Annotated in this window: 20 protein-coding genes, 1 tRNA gene and 1 riboswitch; of the genes, 15 read left to right on the top strand and 6 right to left on the bottom strand. The window is 68.0% G+C overall.

The window, feature by feature from the left end; genetic code table 11:
• The first annotated feature begins 191 nt into the window (after positions 1-191).
• The 5 genes from cysM (at position 192) to ACW9UL_RS15250 (ending at position 6,468) form a co-directional block, all read left to right on the top strand.
• Complete coding sequence (gene cysM, locus ACW9UL_RS15270; RefSeq protein WP_457787532.1) at positions 192-1,103, top strand: cysteine synthase CysM; 912 nt, start codon at positions 192-194, stop codon at positions 1,101-1,103.
• Between the two features lie 3 nt (positions 1,104-1,106).
• A complete protein-coding gene (gene rlmD / locus ACW9UL_RS15265) occupies positions 1,107-2,459 on the top strand; it encodes a 23S rRNA (uracil(1939)-C(5))-methyltransferase RlmD (RefSeq protein WP_457787531.1) in 1,353 nt (450 codons plus the stop codon).
• 119 nt (positions 2,460-2,578) lie between these two features.
• Positions 2,579-4,822, top strand: a complete 2,244-nt coding sequence (relA, locus tag ACW9UL_RS15260; RefSeq protein WP_457787530.1) for a GTP diphosphokinase — start codon at positions 2,579-2,581, stop codon at positions 4,820-4,822.
• Positions 4,823-4,915: 93 nt separating this feature from the next.
• Positions 4,916-5,746 carry a nucleoside triphosphate pyrophosphohydrolase gene (gene mazG / locus ACW9UL_RS15255; protein WP_457787529.1) on the top strand — a complete coding sequence of 277 codons (831 nt, stop codon included), beginning with the start codon at positions 4,916-4,918 and terminating at the stop codon, positions 5,744-5,746.
• Positions 5,747-5,928: 182 nt separating this feature from the next.
• Positions 5,929-6,468, top strand: a complete 540-nt coding sequence (locus tag ACW9UL_RS15250; protein WP_021442159.1) for a DUF2058 domain-containing protein — start codon at positions 5,929-5,931, stop codon at positions 6,466-6,468.
• A 90-nt stretch (positions 6,469-6,558) separates the two neighbouring features.
• Here ACW9UL_RS15250 and ACW9UL_RS15245 read toward each other — a convergent pair whose 3' ends face one another.
• The 3 genes from ACW9UL_RS15245 to ACW9UL_RS15235 all read right to left on the bottom strand — a co-directional run bounded on the left by ACW9UL_RS15245 (position 6,559) and on the right by ACW9UL_RS15235 (position 9,358).
• Positions 6,559-6,834, bottom strand: a complete 276-nt coding sequence (locus ACW9UL_RS15245; RefSeq protein ID WP_457787528.1) for a Rho-binding antiterminator — start codon at positions 6,832-6,834, stop codon at positions 6,559-6,561.
• A 105-nt stretch (positions 6,835-6,939) separates the two neighbouring features.
• On the bottom strand, positions 6,940-8,211 hold the full coding sequence (locus ACW9UL_RS15240) for an OprD family porin (RefSeq protein WP_457787527.1): 1,272 nt from the start codon (positions 8,209-8,211) through the stop codon (positions 6,940-6,942).
• Positions 8,212-8,353: 142 nt separating this feature from the next.
• Positions 8,354-9,358 carry an MBL fold metallo-hydrolase gene (locus ACW9UL_RS15235; RefSeq protein ID WP_457787526.1) on the bottom strand — a complete coding sequence of 335 codons (1,005 nt, stop codon included), beginning with the start codon at positions 9,356-9,358 and terminating at the stop codon, positions 8,354-8,356.
• Between the two features lie 132 nt (positions 9,359-9,490).
• On the opposite strand from ACW9UL_RS15235, the gene ACW9UL_RS15230 reads away from it, so the two are divergent.
• From ACW9UL_RS15230 to ACW9UL_RS15220, 3 genes are all read left to right on the top strand, one after another.
• Entirely contained in the window at positions 9,491-10,048 is a 558-nt protein-coding gene (locus ACW9UL_RS15230; RefSeq protein WP_457787525.1) for a TetR/AcrR family transcriptional regulator, read from the top strand.
• Between the two features lie 84 nt (positions 10,049-10,132).
• Entirely contained in the window at positions 10,133-11,269 is a 1,137-nt protein-coding gene (locus tag ACW9UL_RS15225) for a DUF5610 domain-containing protein (protein WP_457787524.1), read from the top strand.
• 48 nt (positions 11,270-11,317) lie between these two features.
• Positions 11,318-11,554 (top strand): glutaredoxin family protein, encoded by a 237-nt coding sequence (locus tag ACW9UL_RS15220; protein WP_021445715.1) that lies wholly within the window; start codon positions 11,318-11,320, stop codon positions 11,552-11,554.
• Between the two features lie 74 nt (positions 11,555-11,628).
• Here ACW9UL_RS15220 and ACW9UL_RS15215 read toward each other — a convergent pair.
• From ACW9UL_RS15215 to mobA, 3 genes are all read right to left on the bottom strand, one after another.
• Positions 11,629-11,705: transfer RNA gene (locus ACW9UL_RS15215), tRNA-Pro, on the bottom strand.
• Positions 11,706-11,836: 131 nt separating this feature from the next.
• Complete coding sequence (locus ACW9UL_RS15210) at positions 11,837-12,058, bottom strand: YgdI/YgdR family lipoprotein (protein ID WP_021445716.1); 222 nt, start codon at positions 12,056-12,058, stop codon at positions 11,837-11,839.
• 86 nt (positions 12,059-12,144) lie between these two features.
• Positions 12,145-12,732: a molybdenum cofactor guanylyltransferase MobA gene (gene mobA / locus ACW9UL_RS15205; protein ID WP_397496949.1), complete on the bottom strand. Its 588-nt coding sequence runs from the start codon at positions 12,730-12,732 to the stop codon at positions 12,145-12,147.
• A 67-nt stretch (positions 12,733-12,799) separates the two neighbouring features.
• Here mobA and moaB point away from each other — a divergent pair, with 67 nt between their 5' ends.
• From moaB to ACW9UL_RS15170, 7 genes are all read left to right on the top strand, one after another.
• Positions 12,800-13,339: a molybdenum cofactor biosynthesis protein B gene (gene moaB / locus ACW9UL_RS15200; RefSeq protein ID WP_021445718.1), complete on the top strand. Its 540-nt coding sequence runs from the start codon at positions 12,800-12,802 to the stop codon at positions 13,337-13,339.
• Positions 13,336-14,550 carry a molybdopterin molybdotransferase MoeA gene (locus ACW9UL_RS15195; RefSeq protein ID WP_397496947.1) on the top strand — a complete coding sequence of 405 codons (1,215 nt, stop codon included), beginning with the start codon at positions 13,336-13,338 and terminating at the stop codon, positions 14,548-14,550. Before moaB ends, ACW9UL_RS15195 begins: the two co-directional genes overlap by 4 nt.
• 3 nt (positions 14,551-14,553) lie before the next feature.
• Positions 14,554-15,333, top strand: a complete 780-nt coding sequence (locus ACW9UL_RS15190; RefSeq protein WP_457787523.1) for an NAD-dependent deacylase — start codon at positions 14,554-14,556, stop codon at positions 15,331-15,333.
• Positions 15,334-15,388: 55 nt separating this feature from the next.
• Positions 15,389-15,997, top strand: coding sequence for a C40 family peptidase (locus ACW9UL_RS15185; RefSeq protein ID WP_457787522.1), 609 nt, complete (start codon positions 15,389-15,391; stop codon positions 15,995-15,997).
• 86 nt (positions 15,998-16,083) lie between these two features.
• A complete protein-coding gene (locus tag ACW9UL_RS15180) occupies positions 16,084-16,602 on the top strand; it encodes a C40 family peptidase (protein WP_457787521.1) in 519 nt (172 codons plus the stop codon).
• A complete protein-coding gene (locus ACW9UL_RS15175) occupies positions 16,599-17,258 on the top strand; it encodes an O-methyltransferase (RefSeq protein WP_457787520.1) in 660 nt (219 codons plus the stop codon). Before ACW9UL_RS15180 ends, ACW9UL_RS15175 begins: the two co-directional genes overlap by 4 nt.
• A gap of 6 nt (positions 17,259-17,264) precedes the next feature.
• Positions 17,265-17,585: a hypothetical protein gene (locus tag ACW9UL_RS15170; protein WP_021445724.1), complete on the top strand. Its 321-nt coding sequence runs from the start codon at positions 17,265-17,267 to the stop codon at positions 17,583-17,585.
• A 39-nt stretch (positions 17,586-17,624) separates the two neighbouring features.
• Positions 17,625-17,829, top strand: a riboswitch (cobalamin riboswitch).
• Positions 17,830-17,925 lie beyond the last annotated feature (96 nt).

Genomic DNA, 17,925 nt, shown 5'->3' with positions numbered 1-17,925 from the left:
GTTTTGACAAGCCGAAGGCTGTTACTAACGTAGCGCCTCGCATTGCTCTAGCTCGCGAGCCTTTGAGCAGGCTCTGAGTCCGGACGCCTCGCGCGCCCTGCGTAGCGTCTCGCGCGACAGCATGGCGTGATGCCGTCGCGGGTTAGGCGTATCATGATGGCCCTTCGCGGCAGTCCGGATTCGAGCGACCCATGACCCTGCACTTTCCCACCATCGCCGATTGCGTCGGCAACACCCCGCTGGTGCGCCTGCAGCGCCTGCCGGGCGACACCTCCAACACCCTGCTGGTCAAGCTGGAAGGCAACAACCCGGCCGGTTCGGTCAAGGATCGTCCGGCGCTGTCGATGATCACCCGTGCCGAACTGCGCGGCGACATCCAGCCCGGCGACACCCTGATCGAGGCCACCAGCGGCAACACCGGCATCGCCCTGGCCATGGCGGCGGCGATCAAGGGTTACAAGATGATGCTGATCATGCCCGACAACATGAGCGCCGAGCGCAAGGCGGCGATGACCGCCTACGGCGCCGAGCTGGTGCTGGTGAGCAAGGAAGACGGCATGGAAGGCGCCCGCGACCTGGCCGAGAGCCTGCAGCGCGGCGGCCGCGGCAAGGTGCTCGACCAGTTCGGCAACGGCGACAACCCCGAGGCCCATTACGTCGGCACCGGCCCGGAAATCTGGCAGCAGACCGGCGGGCGCATCACCCACTTCATCAGCTCGATGGGCACCACCGGCACCATCATGGGCGTGTCGCGCTACCTCAAGGAGCAGAACCCGGCGGTGCAGATCGTCGGCCTGCAGCCGCAGGAAGGCTCGGCCATCCCCGGCATCCGTCGCTGGCCGCAGGAATACCTGCCGAAGATCTACCAGGCCGAGCGCGTCGACCGCGTCATCGACATGGCCCAGGTCGAGGCGGAAACCGTGATGCGTCGCCTGGCGCGGGAAGAGGGGATCTTCTGCGGCGTGTCCTCCGGCGGTGCGGTGGCGGCCATGCTGCGCCTGTCGCGCGAGGTGGAGAACGCGCTGATGGTGGCGATCATCTGCGACCGCGGCGACCGCTACCTGTCCACCGGCGTCTACGACGAACCCGCGGCAGAGCACTAAGCCATGGCCAAACGCAGCTCCGGCCTGCGCTTTCAACCCAGTGGCGGCAGCCGCGCCCCCCAGGTGCCGGTGGGCAAGAAGCAGCAACTGAGCATCGAGCGCCAGGCCGGCGACGGTCGCGGCATCGCCTTCGACGGCGGGCGCACCTGGTTCGTCAGCGGCGCCCTGGCCGGCGAGCGTGTCGAGGCCAGGGTACTGGCCGCGCGCAGCCAGACCGTGGAGGCGCGCGCCGAGCGCATCCTCGCGCCCAGCGCGGCGCGGCGTCAGCCGCCCTGCGCGCATGCTGGGCGTTGCGGCGGCTGCAGCCTGCAGCACATGCCCCATGCCGATCAGCTCGCCCTGAAGCAGCGCACCCTGGCCGAGCAACTCGCGCGCCTCGGCGGCGTGCAGCCGGACGAGTGGGCGGCGCCGCTGGTGGGGCCGGAATTCGCCTATCGCCGCCGCGCGCGCATCGCCGTGCGCTGGGACGCCAAGGCGCGCCAACTGGACGTCGGCTTTCGCGCCGAGGCCAGCCAGGAGATAGTCGCGATCGACCACTGCGCGGTGCTGGTACAGCCCTTGCAGCCGATTCTGCGCGGCCTGCCGGCGCTGCTGCGGCAGCTGAGCAAGCCGCAGGCGCTGGGCCATGTCGAGCTGTTCAGCGGCAGCGCCGAGGCGTTGTTGCTGCGCCATACCGCGCCGCTCGACGAAGCCGATCTGGCGCTGCTGCGCGGCTTCTGCGCCGAGCACGGCGCGCAGCTGTGGCTGCATGGCGAGGGCGAGCCGCAGGCCGATGCCGCCGGCGCCGAGCTGGGCTTTGCCCTGCAGCGCTGGCAGCTGCAACTGGCCTATCGGCCGGGGGATTTCGTCCAGGTCAACGGTCCGGTCAACGAGGCGATGGTCGCCCAGGCGCTAGACTGGTTGGCTGTGCGGCCTGGCGAACGGGTGCTGGATCTGTTCTGCGGCCTGGGTAATTTCGCCCTGCCGCTGGCGTGTCAGGCCGGCGAGGTGGTGGCGGTGGAGGGCGTTGAGGCTATGGTCGCGCGCGCCGCGGCCAACGCCGCCGGCAACGGTCTGGACAACGCGCACTTTTTCCGCGCCGACCTGTCCAAGCCGCTGGTCGACGAGGCCTGGGCATCCGGCGGCTTTGCCGCGGTGCTGCTCGATCCACCGCGCGACGGCGCGTTGCAGGCGGTGCGCGGGATGACGGCGCTGGGCGCGCAGCGCCTGGTCTATGTCTCCTGCAACCCGACCACTCTGGCGCGCGACGCCGCCGAGCTGGCGCAGCAGGGCTACCGCCTGCGCCGTGCCGGGATTCTCGACATGTTCCCGCAGACCGCGCATGTCGAGGCCATGGCCCTGTTTGAGAAACCCTAGGCTGTGGCCCAGGGCACGAGGGATGCGCAGGACGCGCATGCTTTCAGTTAATCCGACCGGCTCGTAGAAGCCGGCGACTGCTCGGCGCACCGTGGGCGCGCCGTAGGGAAGGTAAGACGATGGTTCAGGTGAGAGCGCACCAGCCGATCAACGACGACGGCAGCATCAACCTCGAGGCCTGGCTCGACCATGCCGCGAGTGTCGATCCGGCGCTGGATCGCGAGGCCCTCAAGGAGGCCTGCGAATTCGCCCGCGATGTCGAGCAACAGGCCAATCCCACGCAGAACCTGTGGGTCGAGGGCACCTCCAGTTTCCGCGTCGGCCTGGAGATCGCCGAGATCCTCGCCGATCTCAAGCTGGATCAGGACTCGCTGGTGGCCGCGGTGCTCTACCGCGGCGTGCGCGAGGGCAAGGTGACCCTGGCCGCGGTGCACCAGCGCTTCGGCCCGGTGGTGGCCAAACTGATCGAGGGCGTGCTGCGCATGGCGGCGATCAGCGCCTCGCTCAACCCGCGCGATTCCCTGGTGCTCGGTTCGCAGGCGCAGGTGGAGAACCTGCGCAAGATGCTGGTGGCCATGGTCGACGACGTGCGCGTGGCGCTGATCAAGCTGGCCGAGCGCACCTGCGCGATCCGCGCGGTCAAGGAGGCCGACGAGGAGAAGCGCCAGCGCGTGGCGCGCGAGGTGTTCGACATCTACGCGCCGCTGGCCCACCGTCTCGGCATCGGCCATATCAAATGGGAGCTGGAGGATCTGTCGTTCCGCTACCTGGAGCCAGTGCAGTACAAGCAGATCGCCAAGTTGCTGCACGAACGGCGGCTCGATCGCGAGCAGTACATCAACGACGTGATGAGCCAGCTGCGCGTCGAGCTGGAGGCCACCGGGATCAAGGCCGACATCAGCGGGCGGGCCAAACACATCTATTCGATCTGGCGCAAGATGCAGCGCAAGGGCCTGCAGTTCAGCCAGATCTACGACGTGCGCGCGGTGCGCGTGCTGGTGCCGGAGGTGCGCGACTGCTACACCGCGCTCGGCATCGTGCACACCCTGTGGCGGCACATTCCCAAGGAGTTCGACGACTACATCGCCAACCCCAAGGAGAACGGCTACCGCTCGCTGCACACCGCGGTGCTCGGCCCGGAGGGCAAGGTGCTGGAGGTGCAGATCCGTACCCACGCCATGCACGAGGAGGCCGAGCTGGGGGTCTGCGCGCATTGGCGCTACAAGGGCACCGACGTCAAGTCCGGTTCCAACCACTACGAGGAGAAGATCTCCTGGCTGCGCCAGGTCATCGAGTGGCACGAGGAACTGGGCGATATCGGCGGCCTGGCCGAGCAGTTGCGCGTCGACATCGAGCCGGACCGGGTCTACGTGTTCACCCCCGACGGCCACGCCATCGACCTGCCCAAGGGCGCCACGCCGCTGGATTTCGCCTACCGCGTGCACACCGAGATCGGCCACAACTGCCGCGGCGCCAAGATCAACGGGCGTATCGTGCCGCTGACCTACAGCCTGCAGACCGGCGAGCAGGTGGAGATCATCACCAGCAAGCAGGGCTCGCCCAGCCGCGACTGGCTCAACCCCAACCTGGGTTACGTCACCACCAGCCGCGCGCGGGCGAAGATCGTCCACTGGTTCAAGCTGCAGGACCGCGACCAGAACGTCGCCGCCGGCAAGACCATGCTCGAACGCGAGCTGGGCCGCCTGGCCCTGCCGCACGTGGATTACGACAAGCTGGCGGAGAAGGCCAACCTGAAGACCGCCGAGGATCTGTTCGCCTCGCTCGGCGCCGGCGACGTGCGCCTGGCCCATGCGGTCAACCTGGCCCAGCAGCTGGTGGAGCCGGAGCGCGCCAGCGAGCAGCTCGAGCTGATCCCGCGCAAGGCCCAGGGCTTCAAGCCGGGCAAGCGCGGCGACATCCAGATCCAGGGCGTCGGCAACCTGCTGACGCAGATGGCCGGCTGCTGCCAGCCGCTGCCGGGCGATCCGATCGTCGGCTACATCACCCTCGGTCGCGGCGTCACCATCCACCGCCAGGATTGCGCCACGGCGCTGCAGCAGGCCGCCCGCGAGCCGGAGCGGATCATCCAGGTGAGCTGGGGCGAGGCGCCGGTGCAGACCTATCCGGTGGAGATCGTGATCAAGGCCTACGACCGCTCCGGCCTGCTGCGCGACGTGACCCAGGTGCTGCTCAACGAGAAGCTCAACGTGCTGGCGGTCAACACCCGCTCGAACAAGGAGGACAACACCGCCTCCATGTCGATCACCGTGGAGATCCCCGGCCTGGACGCTCTCGGCCGCCTGCTGGCGCGCATCAGCCAGTTGCCCAATATCATCGAGGCGCGCCGCCACCGCGCCAATTGAGCCTCAAGCGGCAAGCTTCAAGCAGCAACTGAACAGCGGCACTCGGCGCTTTCTTGCGGCTTGAAGCCTGTGGCTTGCAGTCCAGGAGCTTGCATGTACCGACTCGACGACCTGCTGCATCTGATGGCCCGCCTGCGCGACCCGCAGCACGGCTGCCCCTGGGACCTCAAGCAGAGCTACGCGAGCATAGTGCCGCATACCCTCGAGGAGGCCTACGAGGTGGCCGACGCCATCGAGCGCGGCGATTTCGAGCACCTGCCGGGCGAACTCGGCGACCTGCTGTTCCAGGTGGTCTACTACAGCCAGCTGGCCCGTGAGGAGGGGCGCTTCGACTTTGCCCGGGTGGTCGACGGCATCACCCGCAAACTGATTCGCCGCCACCCCCACGTGTTCGTCGACGGCGACCTGTACGGCGCACCGGATGCGGCGAAGCTGGAAGAGGCGGCGGTCAAGCAGCGCTGGGAGGAGCTCAAGGCCGAGGAGCGCGCCGAGAGGGCCGCCGCGCCCGAGCAGCTGTCCTTGCTCGACGACGTGCCCGCCGCGCTGCCGGCGCTGAGCCGCGCGGCCAAGCTGCAGAAGCGCGCCGCCCAGGTCGGCTTCGACTGGCCGGACGCGCTGCCGGTGGTGGACAAGGTGCGCGAGGAACTGGACGAAGTGCTCGAGGCCATGAGCGAGAACGATGCCGAGGCGGTGGCCGAGGAGATCGGCGATCTGCTGTTCGTCGTCACCAACCTGGCCCGGCATCTCAAGGTCGACCCGGAAGGCGCGCTGCGCGCGGCCAACGGCAAGTTCGAGCGGCGCTTTCGCTTTATCGAGCAGAGCGTGCGCGAGGCCGGCCGCAGCCTGGACGGCTGCTCGCTGGAGGAACTGGACGCCCTGTGGGGCGAGGCGAAGAAGCTCGAGAAGCAGACGCCGGGGTGCTGAACCGAGGTGGCCCGGATGAAATCCGGGGGATTGCTCGGCACGCCGTTCCCGGATTGCGTCCGGGCTACGCGGTGCTTTCGGGCTGGAGCCGCGGCCGCTTAGCCCTTATGCTGGGCACCTTCGACCGGCGGCGCCGAGGGCTCGGCGCCGCTGCAACTGAATCATGTTCGGGATCTCTAGTCATGGGTCTTTCCCTGCGCGACCAGCTGCTCAAAGCCGGCCTGGTCAACGAAAAACAGGCCAAGCAGGTTGGCAAGCAGCAGCAGAAGCAGAAGCGCCTGGCGCACAAGGGCCAGGCCGAACTGGACGACAGCGCCCGCCAGGCCGCGCTGCAGGCCCAGGCCGAGAAGGCCGCGCGCGACCAGGAACTCAATCGCCAGCAGCAGGAAAAAGCCGAGCAGAAGGCCCGCGCCGCGCAGATCAAGCAGCTGATCGAACGTTCGCGCCTGCCCAAGCTGGACGGCGACGACTACTACAACTTCGTCGACGACAAGAAGGTCAAGCGCCTGGCGGTCAACACCCTGATGCGCAACAAGCTGTCCAACGGCTGGCTGGCCATCGTCCGCCACGGCGGCGGCTACGAGGTGATCCCGCGCGAAGCGGCGCTGAAGATCCAGGAGCGCGATCCCTCGCGCATCGTCCTGCTCAACACCCATGTCGAAGCGCCGGACGCCGACGACCCCTACGCCGCCTACCAGATTCCCGACGACCTGATGTGGTAACCACCTAGGGTACTTCGTGCGCACCGACAATGCCGTGAGGCAGGTGCGCATGGCCTGGGCGGCCCCGCGACACCCTACGGCTTGCTCCGCTCAGCAGCGCGCCCCGCCCAACAGCACCCGACCGAAGCTCGCCCCGTCGTCCTGCGGGGTGATCGCCAGCAGGCGATCCAGGCGCAGGCGCCGCTCGCCATCGGCGCAGCGCAGGAGCAGAAATTCCTCCTTGCTCGCCGTGGTCTCGGTGGTCAGCGCCTGGCCGTGCACGCGCGTGCCGTCGAGCAGTTCGATCTCCAGGCGGTAGCGGTGCAGGCAGGCGATTTCCAGGTAGTCGTACAGGTCGCAGGCCAGGGGTTGGTAGTCGCTGTCCATCGAATCGTCCTCCGCGTCGATCTGAGCCTAGGCGAACGCCCAGACCAGCAAAAACGCCGCGACTCCGTAAGCGGAGTCGCGGCGCTTGGGGGCTCACAGGCGGCCTTACATCAGCGGGATGGTGTAGCTGACGATCAGGCGGTTTTCGTCGAGCTCGCCCAGGGCATCGGAACGCAGGGTAGCGTTGCGCCACTTGAAGCCCAGGTTCTTGAAGGTGCCTTCCTGGACGACATAGGTGATGTCCATGTTGCGCTCCCACTCTTTGCCGTCCGAGACGCCGGGGCCGCGGTCGATATTGTCGCCGTTGAGGTAACGGGTCATGAAGCTCAGACCCGGCAGGCCGAAGGCGGAAAAATTGTAGTCGTAGCGCACTTGCCAGGATTTTTCGTCCTTGTTGGCGAAGTCGCCGATCTGCACATAGTTGACCAGGAAAGGATCGGTGCCGTTGATGTAGGCGTAGCCGGTGTCGCCGCTCATGCTCTGGTAGCCCAGGCCGAACGCATGGCTACCCAGGGCGTAGGTGAACATGGCGCCAAAGGACTTGTTGTCGATATTGCTGTGGCCGTCGTCGGTGGTGCGTGCATAGCGCACGTCCGATTTCAGCGATTGCTTGTCGGCGATCGGCAGGACATGGACCAGGTTGAAGATGTGCTGCTTGTACAGGTCTTCCAGCTCGCCGTAGTGGTAGCTGGCGGTCAGGTCCTTGGTCAGTTGATAGGACAGACCAGCGAAGTTGAAGTCATCGCCGACGTTGCCCTTGCCGTTGAACGTGAAGCCGCGAATGCCGCCACCTGCATTGACGCTGAGGTCTTCGAAATTGGTGGAGTCGCGCTGGTTCTGTTCCTTCAACTGGCCGGCATGCAGCGTCAGGCCGTCGATTTCGTTGGAGGTCAGATGGCCGCCAAGAAAGGTCTGCGGCAGCAGGCGCGCGTCGTTGGAAGAGACGCTGGGTAGCTTCGGCATCATGCCGCCGACCTTGGCGACGGTCTTGGATATCTTGACCTTGGCTGCTCCGGTGGCCTCGGAATACTCGCCCGGGCCCTCGTCGCCGAAGGCATTGGGCAGCAGGTTGGTGCCGGCGCGCTCGTCCGAGGAGTCGAGCTTCACGCCCAGACCGGCATAGGCGTCGAGGCCGAAGCCCACAGTGCCCTCGGTAAAGCCGGATTCGGCTTTGAAGATAAAGCCCTGGGCCCATTCTTCGCGTTTGGACTGCTGCGCCGAGGTGGTATGGCGCAGGTCGCGGTTCATATAGAAGTTGCGCAGCTCCAGGCTGGCCTTGCTGTCGCCGATGAAGTCGGCCTGAGCCATGCCTGGCAGGGTGAGGCTGGCGCCCAGCGTGGCGAGGGCCACGGCGCGGGCGAGGGGAGTCTTACTCATTATTGTTGTCTCCTCGTTCTTATAGTTGGGTCGGCCACGATGTGACCGGCCAGTTACGGCGTTGTGAAATAAAGCATTTCAGTGGCGAGTCGACTGTAAGACTTTAGTCTGGACGGACGAGCGGTAGCTGGCGCCTGGCCGCCTATTGCAGCCACTGCGGGTAGACCGGCAGCGCCTGCTGGGCGAGCGCATCGTGCGCTGGCAGCACCTTTAGCTCGGGTTGTTGCTGCATCAGCCGGTGCACCTGCTGCAGGACGTCGGTGGTGGCGACGCGGTCGTGATCGACCAGTCGGCGGCTGATCCAGAACTTCTCCCGCGGTCCGGTGAAGCCCTCCAGGCGCCAGCTGGCGTCGCCGGTGAAGAACAGGCGGCGACCGTCCTCGAGGGTGACGAACAGGCCGACCGAGCCGGGGGTGTGGCCACGCAGCGGCACCAGCACCAGGGCGCCGTCGCCGAACAGATCCAGGCTCTCGGCGAAGCCGAGAAAGGGCTGCGGCGCGAAGTCGTACGGCACCCAGCGCACGCCGTGCTCGAACTGGCTGGGCAGGATCGCCGGCGGTGCGGCGATGCGGCTGAACTCGATTTCCGCGTAGGGCGCCCAGACCGGCACTTCGGGGAAGTCGGCCAGGCCCGAGGCATGATCCCAGTGAGCGTGGGACAGCAGGATGCGATCGACGCGGATGCCGTCGCGCTGCAGTTGGTCGCGCACCGGCCGCACCGCGCCGTACTGCATCAGCTGCCGGCTGTGCCAGGGCATCTCGGCGAACTGGCGGTCCACTTGGCGGCCGAGGCCGGTGTCGAACAGCAGGGTGGCGGCATGGTGCTCGATCAGCACCGCCACATGGTTGGCGGTAGCGCTCTGCGTCCACTTGCCGCCGGCCACGGTGAAGGCGTCCAGGGTTGTGGTCGCGGAGGTCTTGACCAGGCTCAGGCGCAGCTCGGCCTGGGCGCCGAACGCGAGGCCGGCCAGCAGCAGGGCGAAGGCGTAGCGGTAGCGGCGCACAGGTTCGCTGTCCTTGGGGGCGGGAAGGGACTGATCATGCCGCCGTTCAGGGGTAGCGCGGCGCAGCAGCGCGCGGCCGATCAGGCTGGCGAACGAGCGCGCCTGGTAACCGTTGGCGGGCAGGTTGAGTTCGAACCGCGTCATGGCGAATGCTACAGGGCTGGGGTGAATGGATGTTAGACAGACAGGTCTGTATATTTCAAGCGAGGATTTTCTCCCCGCCGCGGTCGACCTTTGCCGCACCTTGCGCATAATGGCCGCCTCTGGAGGTTGCACATGGCTTCGAACAAACGCGAACAGCTGCTCGCCACCGCGCTGCAGCTGTTCTACCGCGAGGGTTACCACGGCACCGGCATCGACCGCATCCTGGCCGAATCCGGGGTGGCGAAGATGACCCTGTACAAGCACTTCAAGTCCAAGGACGAGCTGATTCTCGCGGCCCTGCAGCTGCAGCACGAGCAGCTCGGTGCGCGCATGCAGGCGGCCCTGGCCGGTCTGGCGCCGCGCGAGGCGATCCTGGCGACGTTCGACGGGCTGCAGCAACTGCTCGGCGAGGCGGATTTCTGTGGCTGCCTGTTCCTCCATGCCACGGCGGAGTTTCACGACCGCGCGCACCCCATCCACCGCCAGGCGGCGGCGCACAAGCGCGTCTTGCTCGAGTACTTCCGTCGTGCGCTGCAGGCTCTGGGGGCGACGGATGCCGACGCGCTCGCCGCGCAGCTGCAGTTTCTCTTCGAGGGAGCGTTGAGCATGGCCCATGTCTACGGCCCGGGCGATCAGGCGCGCCAGGCGCGGGCGGCGGCCGTGCGCCTGCTGCAGGCGGCGGGGCATTGACTGGCAGACCGTTGGTCGTGTGCGACTAAAGCTTGCGCAGCGGCGGCCGTTAACCCGGCAGATGTCCTGCCCCGGTACCTTGCCATGAACAGCCTGGCCTCGCTCAACCCTTCCGCCTCGCGCGCCGCCCAAGCCGCTCAATCGCCGTCGCCGCGCAGCAATGCGGCCGATGCGCAGTCCGTTCTGGCCAACCGCTTGGCCGACAAGCTTGGTTTGCAGCCCGGCGCGCTGAGTGGCAAACAGGACGATTTCACTCCCGAGAAGGTCGCCGGGCGCATCCTCGGCTTTATCGAACAGCGCCTGCAGAGCGAGGCTGCGGCGGGTGCCGATCCGGCCAAGCTGGAGAAACTCCTCGGCCAGGCACGCGAAGGCGTGGAGAAGGGCTTCGCCGAAGCGCGCAAGATTCTCGACGGCATGGGCGTGCTGGCCGGCAAGGTGGCCGGCGATATCGACGATACCTATCAGCGTATCCAGGACGGCCTCGGCGATCTCGACCGGCGCTTCGGCGCTGCCGCACCGGCGTCGGGCTCGCTCGCCCTGGCCGGCTACAGCGAGCGCTTCAGCGCCCTGGCGGAAACCTTCGACCTTTCGGTTACCACCCGCGACGGCGACCGCCTGCGCATCTCCGTGGCGCAGGTTTCGGCCAGCTGGTCGCAGAGCAGCTTCGCCGCCGCCAGCAACGGCAGCGGCACGGCCGTGACGGCCAGCAGCCAGTCCGGCAGCCTGCAGATCGGCGGCTGGCAGGTGAGCGTCGAAGGCGAGCTGGATGCCGACGAGGTCAAGGCGCTGGAGAAGCTCTTCAGTCAGGTGCAGGAGCTGTCCAACCAGTTCTACGCCGGCGACCTGGCCGGCGCCTTCGACCGCGCCATGGCCCTGGAAATGGACGGCGAGCAACTGGCCTCGATGTCCCTGCGCCTGACCCAGACCAGCGTGCGCCAGGCCACCGATGCCTATGGCGCCGTGGCCGGGCAGGGCGCCAGCGCGGTCAATGGCGACCTGCAGAACTATGCCCAGGGCCTGCTCGAGGCGCTGCGCAGCGCCGAAGGCCTGGCGCAGGACGCCGGCGGCCTGCTCAAGGACCTGCTCAAGGGCGGCTTCTCGCTCGACGAGCGCTTCGACTTGCCGCGCCTGGAGAAGGCCGACAGCCTCAACCGCAGCCTGCTCGACGGCCTGCAGGCGCTGCTCACCGGTCAGCTCGGCGAGGGCGCGGCCGCGAGCTGATTCGCGTCGGTGCTAAACTGCGCACCTTGCCGACAGTGAGGTGCGCACATGACGCCGGAATGCCAACTCTTCGGAACCCTGGGCTGCCACCTGTGCGAGGTGGCCGAGGCGCTGCTCATGCCGTTCGTCGAGAACGGCCTGCTGGTGGAGCTGATCGATATCGCCGAGCACGAGGGCATGGTCGAACAATACGGCCTGCGTATCCCGGTGCTGCGTCGTTGCGACACCGGCGCCGAACTGAACTGGCCGTTCGACGGCGAGCAGGTGGTGGCCTTTCTTCGCTGAGGCGTTGGCCGGCGGCAGGCGGGATGGTAATCGCAGGCATAAAAAAACCCGCCGGTTAAGGCGGGTTTTTGATTTGGTCGGAGAGACAGGATTCGAACCTGCGACCTTCTCGTCCCGAACGAGACGCGCTACCAAGCTGCGCTACACTCCGAATGAGCCGTATTCTACCGAAAAACTTTTACCGCACAAGGGGTTAGCCCGAAAAAAATTTAGCGCAGCGGCCGTTTTCGTGCCAACCCCACAGCCTGCCTGGGCCTCGCTGGGGAGGCCCGGGGCGTCGATTCAGAGTTCCTTGACGGTCTGCACCTGGTCCTTGTTGACGGTGGCGCGCTTGCCGTCGAGTTGCTCGAACTCGTAGAAGCCGGAGTCCTCGTCGAACTTGGGCTTGTCCACGGTCTGGATCTCGCGGCCGTCGTTCAGGGTGATCACCGACGGCGAGGCGCAGCCGGCCAGTGCGGCGAAACCGAGGGCGATAAGCAGGGCGGGGATGATCCGTTGAGTCATGGTCTGTCTCCTTGGGTGATACAACCTATGTACCCAGGCTCAGACGCAGTAGCGGCGTGCGAGTTCCACCGAGTTTTCCCGGCGCCTCAGTCGGGTCGGGCGGCGGCGAGGAGTTCCGGCGTATTCAGGTTGGCCAGGCGCGCATCGTCGAGCGGGCAGTCCAGCGGCGTCGGTGCGAGGCTGTCGAGCCAGCGCTGCGGGCTGCGCTGGCCGGCCTGCCAGGCGCGTTCCAGATCGTCCCTCAACGCGGTCGGCAGCAGGCAGAACAACGGCTGCCAGTACTGCCCCTGGCGCACCACCGCCGGTTTGCTACCGGCGCGTTCGAGCAAGGCGTCGAGCAGCGGGCGATCCACCAGCGGCGCGTCGCAGGGCAGTACCAGCAGCTGGCTGTGGCGCGCCGCCGCCAGGCCCGCGCGAATGCCGGCCAGCGGTCCCTGGAAGTCGCTGTCCTGGTCGCTCACCAGGCGGTCGGCATAGGGCGCGTAGCGCTCGGCGTTGCGGTTGCAGGAAATGATCAGGTCGTCGCTCAAGGGGCGTACCAGCTCGTGCAGCCAGGCGATCAGCGGCTGCCCGCGCCACTCCAGCAGGCCCTTGTCGTGCCCGCCCATGCGTTGGCCGCGGCCGCCGGCAAGCAGCAGTACGGAGCAGGGTGGTGGGGCGTTCGAGGCGGGCATGCTGGCGTCTCCGGTGGCGGGTGGTGTGATATAACTCCGGCCATTCTCTCGCAATTGGAAGCCTGCCATGAACCATAAGGCCGAGGCGCTGTTCGTGCCGCTGCAGATCGCCGTGCTCACCGTCAGCGACACCCGCACCCTGGAAACCGATACCTCGGGACAACTGTTCGTCGATCGCCTGCAGGCGGCCGGTCACCAGTTGGCCGCGCGCGTCCTGCTCAAGGACGATCTCTACAAGATCCGCGCCCAGGTTGCCGGCTGGATTGCCGACGACGGCGTGCAGGTGGTGCTGATCACCGGCGGCACCGGCTTCACCGGGCGCGACAGCACGCCGGAGGCGGTCGCCTGCCTGCTGGACAAGCAGGTGGACGGCTTCGGCGAGCTGTTCCGGCAGATCTCGGTGGCCGATATCGGCACCTCCACCATCCAGTCGCGCGCCCTGGCCGGCCTGGCCAACGGTACCCTGGTGTGCTGCCTGCCGGGTTCGACCAACGCCTGCCGCACCGCCTGGGACGGCATCCTCGGCGAGCAGCTGGATGCCCGGCATCGTCCCTGCAATTTCGTCCCCCACCTGAAACAGGTGGCCGCCTGCGAGAGCCGCGGATGAGCGGTTGCGAGCAGCCCGGCCTGTTGCCCATGGAGGCGGCGCTGGCACGCCTGCTGGCGCTGGCCGAGGCCGCACCCATCGCGCAGCAGGAAACCGTCACGCTGGCCGATGCCGATGGCCGGGTGCTGGCCGAGCCGCTGCTCGCCGCACTCGACCTGCCGCCCTGGGACAACAGCGCCATGGACGGTTACGCCCTGCGCCTGGCCGACTGGCACGGTGAGGCGCTGCCGGTCAGCCAGCGCATCCAGGCCGGTACGGCGCCCTTGCCGCTGCAGCCGGGTAGCTGTGCGCGCATCTTCACCGGTGCGCCGCTGCCGGCTGGCGCCGACAGCGTGGAAATGCAGGAGAACGTGGAGCTGGATGATGCCGGGCGGGTGCGCTTTCGCCAGCCGCTCAGGCTTGGCCAGAACGTCCGCGCCCGCGGCCAGGAAACCCGTGTCGGCGACTGCGTGCTGCCGGCCGGCACGCGCCTGGGGCCGATCGAGCTGGGTCTGGCCGCCTCCCTCGGCGCGGCCGAACTGCGCGTGCGGCGGCGGCCGCGGGTCGCCGTGCTGTCGACCGGCGACGAGCTGGTCGAGCCCGGCCAGGCGCTCGGCCCGGGGCAGATCTACAACAGCAACCGGCGCCTGCTCAGCGCCTGGCTGCAGCGCCTGGGCTGCGCCGTGGTCGACGCCGGCATCCTGCCGGACGACCTGGAGCTGACGCGCGAGGCCCTCGGCAGGCTCGGCGACGTCGACCTGATCCTGTCCACCGGCGGGGTCTCGGTGGGCGAGGCGGATTATCTCGGCCTGGCCCTGCGCGAGGCTGGCGAGCTGGCGCTGTGGAAGCTGGCGATCAAGCCGGGCAAGCCTTTGACCTTCGGTCATTACCAGGGCGTGCCGGTGATCGGTCTGCCGGGCAATCCGGCCTCGACCCTGGTCACCTTCGGTCTGCTGGCGCGCCCCTACCTGCTGCGGCGTCTCGGCGTGCAGCGCATCGAGCCGCTGGGCTTCGTCGTGCCGGCCGGATTCGCCTGGCACAAGCCGGGCATACGCCGCGAATACCTGCGCGCGCGCCTGGAACAAGGTCGCGCGGTGCCTTACGCCAACCAGAGTTCCGGCGTGCTGCGCAGCGCCGCCTGGGCCGAAGGGCTGGCCGAGGTTCTGGAGGGGACGACGCTGGAGGAGGGCGACAGCCTGCGGTTCATTCCTCTCAGCGAGATCCTGGGCTAAGGCATGGACGAGGCGCTGCGGCGAGTCGCGCGGGCCATCGAGCAGGCCGAGCGCATTCTGGTCATTACCGGGGCGGGGTTGTCGGCCGACTCCGGCCTGCCCACCTACCGCGGCCTCGGCGGGCTGTACAACGGCCATACCGCCGAGGGCCTGCCGATCGAGGCGGCGCTGTCCGGGCCGATGCTGCGCCGCGACCCGGCACTGTGCTGGAAGTACCTGGCCGAACTGGGCAAGGCCTGCCTCGGCGCGGCGCCGAATGCCGGCCACCTGGCCATCGCCGAGCTGCAACGGCGTAAGCCCGGTTGCTGGGTGTTGACGCAGAACATCGACGGTTATCACCGCGCCGCCGGCAGCCCCGGCGAGCGTCTGATCGAGATCCACGGCGAGCTGGCGCCGCTGTACTGCCAGTCCTGCGGCGCCGAGGACAGCGAATTGGCCGAGCACCTGCAGCGGCCGTTGCCGCCGCGCTGTCGGCAGTGCGGCGGGGTGTTGCGTCCGCCCGTGGTGCTGTTCGAGGAAATGCTTCCGGAGGCGGCCGTCGACAGCCTCTACGGCGAGCTGCGCAAGGGCTTTGCCGTGGTGCTCAGCGTCGGCACCAGCGCCAGTTTCCCCTACATAGTCGAGCCGGTGCTGCGTACCCGCCAGGCCGGCGGCCTGAGCGTGGAGATCAACCCCACGCTGACTGACCTCAGCGACGTGGTGGATGTACGGCTGGCTGGGCGGGCCTTAGATGTTTTGCCGGAACTACTGGGTCACATTTCGGGCGATAGAATTTGCAAATAGACGGCATAGAGGGCATAGTCGCGCACTTGTAAATTCAACCGACACGGTCGTGCCCATGCCCAAACGCTTCGCACCCCTCGTGCCTTTTGCACTCATCGCCTTCCTCGCCGCCTGCGCCGGCCATGCGCCGCAGCCGCAGCTCGACGAACCCACGGTCAAGCCCGTCGCTCAGCAGGTCGAACCTGCCGAGGACGAGATGGCCGCGCTGATCGACGACAAACCCTACGAAATGCCGCAGCTGGCCGATAGCCTGCTCGACCTCGGGCGTTCGCTGGTCGGCACCCGCTATCGCTACGGCGGCAACTCGGTGCAGTCCGGCTTCGACTGCAGCGGCTTCGTCGGCTACCTGTTCCGCAAGGAAGTCGGCCTGGAACTGCCGCGCTCGACCCGCGAGCTGATCAACCTGGATGCGCCCAAGGTGGCCCGCGCCGACCTGGAGCCGGGCGATCTGATCCTGTTCAACGACCGCGGCCGTGGCCGCGTCAGCCACGCCGGCATCTACCTCGGCGACGATCAGTTCATCCATTCCAGCAGCAGCCGCAGCGGCGGCGTGCGCATCGACAGCCTGGACGACAGCTACTGGAATCGCAGCTACCTGCAGGCCAAGCGCGTCCTCGCCCTGGCCCCGGTGGACGACGAGCAGGCCGCCAAGCGTCATCCCTGATGGCTTGCGGCGCGGCCCCGCAGGGTTGCGCCGTTCGTCCTGAGCCGGCAGAGTAGGGCGCATCCAGGCTCAGGATCGCCTCGCTCATGCCCGTCACGACCCGTGTTGCCCTGCTCGTTCTCGCCCTGCTGCTGAGTGCCTGCAGCAGTCGCGCTCCCACCCCCCAGCCCAGCTACACGCCAGCAACTGGCCAGTTCCAGGGCGGCGCCGATGACGTGCTGTTCCGCGCCCTCGGCCTGGTCGGTACGCCCTATCGCTACGGCGGCAATACCCCGGACGGCGGTTTCGACTGCAGCGGCCTGATCGGCTACGTCTACCGCGACGCCGCCGGCATCAGCCTGCCGCGTTCGACCCGCGAGCTGAGCGCCATGCGCAGCCCCAAGGTGCGCCGCGACGCCCTGCTGAGCGGCGACCTGGTGTTCTTCGCCACCAACGGCGGGCGCGGCGTCAGCCATGCCGGCATCTATGTCGGCGAGGGACGTTTCGTCCACGCGCCGTCTTCGGGCGGCACGGTGCGCCTCGACAGCCTGGACAACAGCTACTGGCAGCGCGCCTATCTGGACGCCAAGCGCGTGCTCGCCCCCGAACTGGCGCGCAATCCGTGACCCAGCGCAGCCTGCAGCTCGACGACGCGCTCTACCAGTACCTGCTGGACGTCTCCCTGCGCGAGTCGCCGCTGCTCGCCCGCCTGCGCGCGGAAACCGCGCAGCTGAGCGAGGCGCGCTGGCAGATCGCCCCGGAGCAGGGCCAGTTCATGGCCCTGCTGGTGCGCCTGGTCGGCGCGCGGCGGATCGTCGAGGTCGGCACCTTCACCGGCTACAGCGCCATTTGCCTGGCCGATGCCATGGGGCCGCAGGGCCAGCTGATCTGCTGCGACCTGCCCGGCGACTACCACGCCACCGCGCGCCGCTATTTCGCCGAGGCCGGTCTGGCCGAGCGTATCCAATGGCGTATGGGCCCGGCGCTGGACAGCCTGGCGGCGCTGGAGGGTGAAGGGCAGGGCGACTTCGACCTGATCTTCGTCGACGCCGACAAGGCCAACTACCCGACCTACCTGGAGCAGGCGCTGCGCCTGTTGCGCCAGGGCGGCCTGCTGCTGTTCGACAACACCCTGTGGAGCGGTCGGGTGTTGCAGCCGCAGCCGGACAGCGCCGACACCCGCGCCATTCAGGCGCTGAACCGGGCGCTCAAGGACGATGCGCGCGTCGAGCTGTCGCTGCTGCCGCTGGGCGACGGCCTGACCCTGTGCCGCAAGCGCTGAGCCGCCGTGGCCGACGCCATCCGCCTGCCGCCCCAGCCCGACGCCTGCGAACTGTGCGCGCGGTCGGTGGCGCTGACCCGTCACCACCTGATCCCCAAGGCCCTGCACGACAAGGCCTATGTGCAGAAGCGCTATCCCCGCCACGAACGCATCACGGCCACGCTCTGGGTCTGTCGCGCCTGCCATAACCAGATCCACCGGCTGTTCAGCGAGAAGGAGCTGGCACTGAGCTACAACAGCCGCGAAGCGTTGCTGGGCGACGAGCGCTTGCGCGGCTTCGTCGAGTGGCTGGCGCGCAAGCCGGCCGGCTTCGTCCCCCGCCACTGAGTCGCGCCGGCGTTGACGGGCGAGGCGGCCAGCCTCTACCCTGCGCGCCTTGCTTCAGGTGCCCGACGCCAAGCGCGTACGAGGTGAAACAGGGAAGCCGGTACAGAATCCGGCGCTGCCCCCGCAACGGTAGGTGAGTCAAACGCCGCTCTATTGCCACTGTGCTTCGTGCATGGGAAGGCGCGGCGCTAGCCCGCGAGGCTCGCTCACAAGCCCGGAGACCGGCCTGCTGCAGTCCACGGCATCGCGGAGGGCGTTGTCTGGCGTGCGGGCTCGCCTTCCCGGTGGCCTGCGCGCGCCGTTCTCCGCCTGCCTTGTCCAGCCCACTGTGTTCGGGAGC

Source organism: Pseudomonas sp. PL-6, assembly GCF_054110165.1.
The sequence above is the reverse complement of the archived record's forward strand: the minus strand, read 5'-3'. Positions and strand labels throughout refer to the sequence as shown.